At 55.3% G+C, this 8,194-nt stretch carries 11 protein-coding genes; 6 read left to right on the forward strand and 5 right to left on the reverse strand.

From position 1 onward, the window contains the following. Both MVK46_RS06425 and MVK46_RS06430 read left to right on the forward strand, forming a co-directional pair. A partial coding sequence (locus MVK46_RS06425) for an NADH-quinone oxidoreductase subunit H (RefSeq protein WP_297535810.1) occupies positions 1-832 on the forward strand: 832 nt, incomplete at its 5' end. After that, the gene (locus MVK46_RS06430; protein WP_297535811.1) at positions 829-1,266 is read left to right on the forward strand and encodes a 4Fe-4S dicluster domain-containing protein; all 438 of its coding nucleotides are present in this window, start codon (positions 829-831) and stop codon (positions 1,264-1,266) included. The genes MVK46_RS06425 and MVK46_RS06430, both read left to right, overlap by 4 nt. Here MVK46_RS06430 and MVK46_RS06435 read toward each other — a convergent pair. From MVK46_RS06435 to MVK46_RS06450, 4 genes are all read right to left on the reverse strand, one after another. Then, positions 1,263-1,775, reverse strand: a complete 513-nt coding sequence (locus MVK46_RS06435) for a ferritin family protein (RefSeq protein WP_297535812.1) — start codon at positions 1,773-1,775, stop codon at positions 1,263-1,265. The two genes, MVK46_RS06430 and MVK46_RS06435, sit on opposite strands and share 4 nt — an antisense overlap. Beyond that, the gene (locus MVK46_RS06440; RefSeq protein ID WP_297535813.1) at positions 1,768-2,235 is read right to left on the reverse strand and encodes a ferritin family protein; all 468 of its coding nucleotides are present in this window, start codon (positions 2,233-2,235) and stop codon (positions 1,768-1,770) included. The genes MVK46_RS06435 and MVK46_RS06440 overlap by 8 nt, the downstream gene beginning before the upstream one ends. 1 nt (position 2,236) lies before the next feature. Next, a complete protein-coding gene (locus tag MVK46_RS06445; RefSeq protein ID WP_297535814.1) occupies positions 2,237-2,716 on the reverse strand; it encodes a ferritin family protein in 480 nt (159 codons plus the stop codon). 144 nt (positions 2,717-2,860) lie between these two features. After that, a complete protein-coding gene (locus MVK46_RS06450; RefSeq protein ID WP_297535815.1) occupies positions 2,861-3,343 on the reverse strand; it encodes a THUMP domain-containing protein in 483 nt (160 codons plus the stop codon). Positions 3,344-3,403: 60 nt separating this feature from the next. Here MVK46_RS06450 and MVK46_RS06455 point away from each other — a divergent pair, with 60 nt between their 5' ends. The 3 genes from MVK46_RS06455 (at position 3,404) to trxB (ending at position 6,196) form a co-directional block, all read left to right on the forward strand. Next, entirely contained in the window at positions 3,404-4,600 is a 1,197-nt protein-coding gene (locus MVK46_RS06455; RefSeq protein ID WP_297535816.1) for an AAA family ATPase, read from the forward strand. A gap of 1 nt (position 4,601) precedes the next feature. After that, on the forward strand, positions 4,602-5,135 hold the full coding sequence (locus MVK46_RS06460) for a metal-dependent hydrolase (protein WP_297535817.1): 534 nt from the start codon (positions 4,602-4,604) through the stop codon (positions 5,133-5,135). A gap of 68 nt (positions 5,136-5,203) precedes the next feature. Next, positions 5,204-6,196 carry a thioredoxin-disulfide reductase gene (gene trxB, locus MVK46_RS06465; RefSeq protein ID WP_297535818.1) on the forward strand — a complete coding sequence of 331 codons (993 nt, stop codon included), beginning with the start codon at positions 5,204-5,206 and terminating at the stop codon, positions 6,194-6,196. Between the two features lie 39 nt (positions 6,197-6,235). Here trxB and MVK46_RS06470 read toward each other — a convergent pair whose 3' ends face one another. After that, the gene (locus MVK46_RS06470) at positions 6,236-6,502 is read right to left on the reverse strand and encodes a hypothetical protein (protein ID WP_297535819.1); all 267 of its coding nucleotides are present in this window, start codon (positions 6,500-6,502) and stop codon (positions 6,236-6,238) included. A gap of 178 nt (positions 6,503-6,680) precedes the next feature. On the opposite strand from MVK46_RS06470, the gene MVK46_RS06475 reads away from it, so the two are divergent. Continuing rightward, positions 6,681-8,018, forward strand: a complete 1,338-nt coding sequence (locus MVK46_RS06475; protein WP_297535820.1) for an ornithine aminotransferase — start codon at positions 6,681-6,683, stop codon at positions 8,016-8,018. The last annotated feature ends 176 nt before the right edge of the window (positions 8,019-8,194 follow it).

The raw sequence follows: 8,194 nt of genomic DNA on the forward strand, positions 1-8,194 counted from the left end.
CCTTAAACTGCTCAGCAAGGAAACGATAGTCCCGAACACGGCAAACTACATGTTCAGAGCGGCCCCGGTCTTAGCCCTGGCAACGGCGATAGCGCTCCTGGCTTACACGCCGATGGGCTTCACCCCAGTGCTGGCTTCGAAGGGCGACGTCATCGTCTTCATCTACCTCCTCGCCCTCATCAGCTTCTTCAAGATTCTGGGCGCGATAAGTTCGGGGAACCCGTACGCAAAGATAGGAGCCGCGAGGGAAGCGACGATAATGGTTTCGAGAGAACCAGCGATGATGCTGGCCATCTTCGCCATAATGTGGCGCCTCGGAAAGCTCGGCGTTCCAAAACCCTTCAGCATGGGGGTCTTCTACATCCACAACATCTGGGAGATAGGGACGCCGATGAGCTTCGTCGGGGCGGTGATACTCCTCTACGTCTTCTGCGTCTGGCTGGCGAGCGAGATAGAGGTTGGGTTCTTCAACATACCGGATGCGGAGGAGGAGATAGCCGAGGGACTGCTCGTCGAGTACAGCGGAAGGTATCTGGCACTGCTCAAGCTGACGAAAGCGCTCAAAGCCTACATAGCGGCTTCCCTGGTGGTCGCGATATTCTTCCCCTGGGGAATAGCGGGCTATTTCGGCCTGACGGGCCTTTCAGCGGACGTCGTCAACCTGCTCTTCCACACGCTGAAGGTCTTCATCCTGCTCTTCGTCGTCGAGAGCGTCTTCAGGGCCGTAACAGGAAGGCTGAAGATAACCCAGGCCGTGGACTTCCTCTGGAAGAACGTCTTCTTGGCGTCCCTCGTAGGTTCGCTCCTCATAGCGATGGAGGTGATAATGTGAGGGCACCTATCTTAGTTCCAACGGTGCTCAGGAACCTCGCAAGGAAGCCAGCGACCAACCTCTTTCCAAAGACCGAACCCGTACCGGTTCCAGAGGACTTCAGGGGGCAGCTTAAGTACAACGTTGACAAGTGCGTCGGCTGCAGGATGTGCGTTACCGTCTGCCCGGCTGGGGTCTTCGTTTACCTGCCTGACATCAGGAAGGTGGCCCTTTGGACCGCCCGCTGTGTATACTGTTCGCAGTGCGTGGATGTCTGCCCAACGGGAGCGCTCCAGATGAGCGACGAGTTTCTGCTCGCGAGCTACGACAACTACGACGAGAAGTTCATTCCCCTGAAGGAGGAGAAAATCGAGGAGATACGGAGGAAACTTGAGGAACAGAAGAAGGTCAAGGAAAAGGCCCAAGCGGAGAAGAAAGCCGAGAAGAAGTCTTAGCTTTTTTCGTAAATCTTTTTACAGACTTCAAACTCGCATTTGAGTCTCTCGTAGTGGCCCCTTTCTATCTCGGCAAGGTATAGGTAGATGCTCTTCAGGGAATCGCTACCAGTTTCGGTTGCCAGCTTTTCGTAAAGGCTCTCTGCAAAGAGTTCGGTTTCCATTGCCCTCGCCAGAACCTCAAGGACATCTTTGGGCGTGTCCATTTCGAGCTTAAGGGCCTCCGCTTCCACCCCCGGGATGCCGACCTCGACGGGGTTCTCACCGTAACTCCTCACGTATATCTCCCTGAGCCTGTCACCGTGCTCCCGGGATTCCTTTGCGAGAACGACGAAGGTCTCGATGACGTCCTCCGGCAGTTCGAGTTCCTTGGCCCTTTTCGCGAGCTTCCAGTAGGTTTCCGCCTCCTCGTACTCACCCCTAATCCAATAACTCAAAAGCTCCCTCTCGGACAGCCCGGAGAGCGCCGATAAAATATGTGAGAATCGCTCGGATTCCGTTTCAACCACCCAAGAGCTTCCTAAGGGCCTCGTAGTGGCCGCGCTCTATCTCAGCCAGACGAAGGTATATCTCCCTGAGTTCCTCCCGGGAGCACTCCTCTGCGAGTTTTCTGTAGATTGTCTCGGCGAGCTTTTCTGCCTCCATGGCGTTCTGCAGAACGTCCGGCAGGTCCTCAACCTTCCAGAACTTTCCAAGCACGTGGGTTGCCTCGAGGCTGGCAACGTTCACATCGGCCAGTTCATCGCCGTACTGCTCCCTGTAAATCTCATAAAGCTCGTCGCCGTGCCTCTTGGACTCGTCGCCGAGCCTTTTGAAGGTTTCAACGACCTCTTCAGGAAGGCCGAGCTCCTTCGCCCTCTCAGCGAGCTTCCAGTAGGTTTCCGCCTCCTCGTACTCACCCCTAATCCAATAACTCAAAAGCTCCCTCTCGTTGAGGTTCTTAATCTGCTCAATCAGTTCGACGACCATATCAACCACCCAACCTTTCGTATTCCCTCTTCAGGGCCTCGTAGTGGCCCCTTTCAACCTCCGCGAGGCGAAGGTAAAGCTCCCTAAGGCGGTCATCCCCAACTTTTTCAGCAAGGGTTCTGTAGGCGTTCATCGCTACAAGCTCGCTCTCCATCGCGGTTTTTAGCACTTCCCCAACCTGGTCGGCCCTCTCGAAGCGGTCGAGAACGGGCAGAACCTCGAGGGGAGGAACTTCACTCCTCGGTCTTTCCCCGTACGAGTCAACGAACGTCCTCTCAAGCTCCTCGGCGTGCTTCCTTGACTCTTCGGCGAGCCGCTCAAAGGTCTCCGAGAGCGCTCTGGGCAGGCCGAGGTTTCTGGCCCTTTCGGCCAGCTTTCTGTAGAACTCGGCCTCCTCAAGCTCGCTCGCTATCCAGTAGGCCAGGGCCTCCCTATAGCCGAGCCTCTGGAGTCTCTCAATGATATCATCGACGTCGAGCATCACTACCCCCTCCAAGATTCTGTCCTTCACCTAATAAGCTTTTGTTCTCCCCGGAGGGAGGGATATTCCCGGGAACACAGCTATGCGGGCGAATTCAAGGAGGCACAAAACCAGCGGAAGGCGATTAATCAGCACTCAAACTATTTATTCCTTCACCTCGAAGCGGAGAACCTCACCCTTCCGGACGAGGCCTATTCCGGCTTTTTTACCCAAAACCTCGACGAGAATCGTGTAATCGGGCTCGCTCAGGTTGACCTTAAGGTTGTAGCGCTCGACGAGGAGCGAGCCGAGCTTGATTTCGAGCTCCCTCTGGGAGAGCCTCTTGTTCCCCCTAACCCTGGCGCGGACGGCGAAGGTTCCGTCTATCGCTTTTCCTAGCTCGAGGACGGCCTTCTCTATCTCCTCCCACTTGGCCGGAACGAGCCTTTCGAGAGGGACAACCCTCTGTATAGCCTGCGTCTCGAAATCCTTCAGCTTTTTAAGGACTTCTTCTCTGGAAAGGGGGGTCTCAGCTAAAAGGATGCCCCGCCAGTCGGTTCCCTTAACCCTCACCTTTCCAAGCGCCCACTCCAGCTCGAGTATCGCGTCACCTTCTCTGCCGGGCGGCGCAGTGACGAGGAGAATCATTTCCGCTCACCGATGAACAGGTTTTTATATTGAAAGGCCTTAAGCAATTCGGTGGGTGGAATGGAGGGTCTTAAGCTTTACCAGTCATACGAGGTTTACGGTCTTTCAGCAAATCCCTTCGAGCAGCTCGCAAGCGAAGGAATAACCGACGTCGAGAGCATTCACGTTTATCAGGAGGTTGACATGCGCCTCCAGATGATAATCTCCGAGGTTATAGGGAACAAGAGTTCAATAGCCCTCAGCATAGTCGGGCCGCTGGGAATGGGAAAGACGCAGAGGCTTAAGACGCTCGCGAAGGCCATAGAGGAGAACAGAGGCAAGGCAATATACGTTAAGGTCGATACCAACGACATCCTCAAGCTCACGCGCGACATCTTCTACGCGTTAAAGCCGCCCAAGAGCAGAACCAACATATTCATCGAAAACCTTGCCAAAAAGCTCGGCTTCATCGACAGGCTTGAAAAGATGCTGAGCGACACGAAGGAGTACAAGAGCAGGGACATAGCAGAGCTCCTCGTCGAGCAGATGAGCAAATATCCGTACTGCGCGCTCCTTCTGGACGAGCTTGAGAACATGCAGAGCGCGAGGGAGCACGAGAAAATTCAGTTCTTTGAGATGCTGAGGCACTTCATAAGCACCATGCCCAAGGGCTGCATCGTTGCCTTCGCCTGCGTTCCTGAAGCTTACGAGGAGTACACGAAGATATTCCCCGCCTTCTTCATGCGCCTCCACTACGAGTTCAAGCTCAGACCGATGAGCCTCGACGAGACGTTTGAACTCGTGAAGAAGAGGCTCAACAGGGTCAGGATAAGGGATACCGACGACCCGCTGTATCCCTTCACGGAGGAGGCGATAAAGCTAATCCATCAGCTCGGAAGGGGCAACCCGAGGCAGATTTTAAGACTCCTCCACTACGTCCTGAGTGAAGCGGCGAAGCACAAGTTCAGCCCGATAGACGACTACGTGGTCACGACGATTCTTGAGGAGCCAAAGAGCCTTGAGGAGTACCTCACGAGGATTCCAAAGGAGTACAAGGACCTCGTCGAGGCGATAGTGTTCGAGTTCAACGGTGGGCCGGTGAGCTACATTCAGGTTGCAAAAGCCGTCAAAAAACCGGGTATTCAGGTCTACGAGAGCCTCAACGAGCTTATAAGGCTCGGCTTTCTCGTGGGAGACCCCACAGGAAATTACAAGGTTCCGGATTACGTGAGAAAGTTTTTAGAGGAGGGTCAGGCCGAGAGGCTGAAGGGTGAGTGAGTTGCCGAACTACGAAACCCACGTGCTCAGCGGGATAGTGACTTACCCCGTGGCCGTTCTTTTAGGTGAGCTTCTAAAACTTCACTTCAGAATTCCCATTGAGCTGACCCCAACGGCGCTAATCCTCGGCTACGCCCTCTACGTCCTGGGAAGTGACCTGCCGGACATCGACCATCCGGACGCGCTAATCCACCGCGGAACCAAACCGATAGTTAGCGTCGCCGTCGGAAGCGCGGTGTTCCTGTGGGCCAAGAGTCACGTGGGCATAAACCCAGCGTGGATTAATCCAGTTATCTCCTGGGTCATCGGCGCCCTTGCAGGATTAGTTGCGTGGTTCGCCTTCACCCCGCTCATGCCGAAGCACAGGGGAATCGTCCATTCGCTGCTCTTTGCGGGAATCTACGGACTGCTCGCGTTCCTCTTGGTCGAGTACGGTCTGAAGATGTCAAGCGGTGAGGGAGCCTTCGTCGGTTTGAGCGCCTTCCTAGGCTACACCCTCCACCTGCTCCTCGACCGTTCGGTTAAGTTGGTTTAGTTTTACTCACTTTTGGGCAACAATGCTTTTAAATAACCCACGTTAGGGAAAGCCCGGAGGTGAGGGAGATGTTCAGTCTGGGGGGATTTTCACGTGGACGGGAGCATGAAAAGAAGCTCTGGGACGTCCTCATTATCGGAGCGGGACCGGCTGGCTTTACGGCGGCAATATACGCCAAGCGCTTCGGCCTCGACACGCTGATTATCAGCAAGGACCTGGGGGGAAACATGGCCCTAACAGACCTCATAGAGAACTACCCCGGCTTTCCAGAGGGAATCAGCGGTTCGGAGCTTACCAACAGGATGCACGAGCAGGTCAAAAAGCTCGGCGTTGATGTTATTTTCGATGAGGTTGAGAGGATTGACCCAGCGGAGTGCGCCTACTACGAGGGCCCGTGCAAGTTCACAGTGAAGACCAAGAACGGGAGGGAGTACCGCGGGAAGACGATAATAATCGCCGTAGGAGCCTCGCCGAGAAAGCTCAACGTCCCCGGCGAAGCCGAACTGACCGGAAAAGGCGTTTCCTACTGTGCCACCTGCGACGGCCCGCTCTTCAAGGGGAAGAAGGTAATCGTCGTCGGCGGCGGGAACACCGCTTTACAGGAGGCGCTCTACCTCAAGAGCATAGGCGTTGACGTCACCCTCGTCCACAGGAGGCAGAAGTTCAGGGCCGATAAGATACTGCAGGACCGCTTTAAGGAGAGCGGAATTCCGGCGATACTCGATACGATAGTGACCGAGATAATAGGAAAGGACAGGGTGGAGGCGGTGAGGCTGAAAAACGTCAAAACCGGCGAGGAGTGGGAGATGCCCGTTGACGGGGTCTTCATATTCATAGGCTACGAGCCGAAAACGGACTTCGTCAAGCACCTCGGCATAACCGACGACTACGGCTACATTCCGGTTGATATGCACATGCGCACGAAGGTGCCGGGCATATTCGCGGCCGGTGACATAACCAACGTCTTCAAGCAGATTGCAGTCGCGGTTGGCCAGGGGGCCATCGCGGCGAACTCCGCCAAGGAGTTCCTTGAAAAGTGGGCCGAGAAGAACGGGGAGTAATTCCCCCGCCCTTTTCAGCTTCTTTAGGGTCAAGTGCCGTCATTCCTCCGGGTTGATGGTTATTCCAGAACTCCCAATGCCGCCTTCCTCTTCGTCGTCCTCGAAGAGGAGGCTCTTGTCCAGACCCAAAGACACCAGGAAAACCATCAAAATCCCCCAGGGCAAAAGCTTCAAAAACAGCCACAGGCCGTCAATCAGGCTTTTTCCCTCGAGGAGGGACTGAACGACGGTTAGCACGAAAAGGTTCACAAAGAACAGGGCCGAGAACGTTCTACCATCGAAGCGTTTCTGACTTTTCGTTCTCACCACCCAATTACCGAACTGAAGCACTCCTGTGAGTTTATTAAATTTGCCCCCGTCCTCCGCTGGAAGCCTTCTAGAATTTAGGCCCAGACCAAAGTTTTCGAAAAACTTTCGGTCAGAGATGCTCATCATTGAGCATAGAGTTATATAGCCGAACGTCGAGCTTCGCCCGGTGATGATTATGGTGGTGAGGCCAAACGTTAAAGAACTCCCCGGACCGAAGGCCAGGGAGGTCATCGAGAGGAACTTCAAGTACCTGGCAACAACGACCCAAGACCCAGAGAACCTCCCGATAGTCATCGAGCGCGGCGAGGGAATAAGGGTCTACGACGTTGATGGAAACGTCTTCTACGACTTCGCGAGCGGCGTTGGTGTGCTGAACGTCGGCCACGCACACCCACGCGTTGTTGAGGCCATAAAGAAGCAGGCGGAGAAGTTCACACACTACTCGCTCACGGACTTCTTCTACGAGAACGCCGTCGTTCTTGCCGAGAAGCTGATAGAGCTTACGCCGGGCGACTTCGAGAAGAAGGTCGTTTACAGCAACAGCGGCGCCGAGGCCAACGAAGCCGCGATGAAGCTCGTCAAATACGGAACCGGAAGGAAGCGCTTTATAGCCTTCTACCACGCCTTCCACGGGAGAACCCAGGCCGTTCTCAGCTTAACCGCGAGCAAGTGGGTCCAGCAGGAGCGCTTCTTCCCAACGATGCCTGGGGTCGAGCACGTTCCGTACCCGAACCCCTACAGGAACGCCTGGGGGATAGACGGCTACGACGAGCCGGACGAGCTGATAAACAGGGTTCTCGACTTCATAGAGGAGTACGTATTCCGCCACGTTCCGCCGCACGAGGTCGGTGCGATATTCTTCGAGCCGATACAGGGTGAGGGCGGCTACGTCGTCCCGCCTAGGAACTTCTTCAAGGAACTCAAGAAGTTCGCCGACGAGTACGGGATACTCCTCGCCGACGACGAGGTTCAGATGGGCATAGGCAGGACGGGAACATTTTGGGCCATCGAGAACTTCGGCGTTGCCCCAGACCTGATACAGTTCGGTAAGGCCATCGGCGGTGGGCTCCCGTTGGCTGGCGTCGTCCACAGGAAGGAGATAAGCTTCGACAAGCCAGGGAGGCACGCGACAACCTTTGGAGGAAACCCCGTTGCAATAGCCGCTGGAATAGAGGTCGTCGACATCGTCAGGGAGCTTCTTCCGCACGTGAGGGAGGTCGGCGAGTACCTCCACAAGTACCTCGAGGAGTTCAAGGAGAACTACGAGGTCGTTGGCGACGCAAGGGGAATCGGCCTGGCGCAGGCTATAGAGATAGTTAGGAGCAAGGACACCAAGGAGCGCTACCCCGAGCTTAGGGACAGAATCGTTAAAGAGTCCGCCAAGCGCGGTCTGGTGCTTCTCGGCTGCGGTGACAACAGCATACGCTTCATCCCGCCGCTCATCATCACGAAGGAGGAAATCGACGTCGCGATGGAGATATTCGAGGAAGCCCTTAAGGCCGCCCTCAAGTGAAGTTTTTAACCCCTTTCCCCTTTTCTACTCCGGTGGTTGAATGGGGGAACTCGCCGAACTTTCACGCCTTGCTTCGTACAGCATTACCGCTGGGATTCTCGCCTTCGGCCTCTACCTCTGGAGGAAGAGAAACGAGGTGAAAATCTGGGAAGCCGGCATCACGGCGCTCTTTTCAG

It is taken from the genome of Thermococcus sp. (assembly GCF_027066465.1).
In the GTDB taxonomy this organism is placed as follows: Archaea; Methanobacteriota_B; Thermococci; order Thermococcales; family Thermococcaceae; genus Thermococcus.

Coding starts and splice junctions, on each gene's coding strand:
- MVK46_RS06450 (WP_297535815.1), bottom strand. CDS start 3,343: ATGATTCTCCTCGTCACTGCGCCGCCCGGCAGAGAAGGTGACGCGATA.
- MVK46_RS06445 (WP_297535814.1), bottom strand. CDS start 2,716: ATGCTCGACGTCGATGATATCATTGAGAGACTCCAGAGGCTCGGCTAT.
- MVK46_RS06475 (WP_297535820.1), top strand. CDS start 6,681: ATGGTGGTGAGGCCAAACGTTAAAGAACTCCCCGGACCGAAGGCCAGG.
- MVK46_RS06440 (WP_297535813.1), bottom strand. CDS start 2,235: ATGGTCGTCGAACTGATTGAGCAGATTAAGAACCTCAACGAGAGGGAG.
- trxB (WP_297535818.1), top strand. CDS start 5,204: ATGTTCAGTCTGGGGGGATTTTCACGTGGACGGGAGCATGAAAAGAAG.
- MVK46_RS06455 (WP_297535816.1), top strand. CDS start 3,404: ATGGAGGGTCTTAAGCTTTACCAGTCATACGAGGTTTACGGTCTTTCA.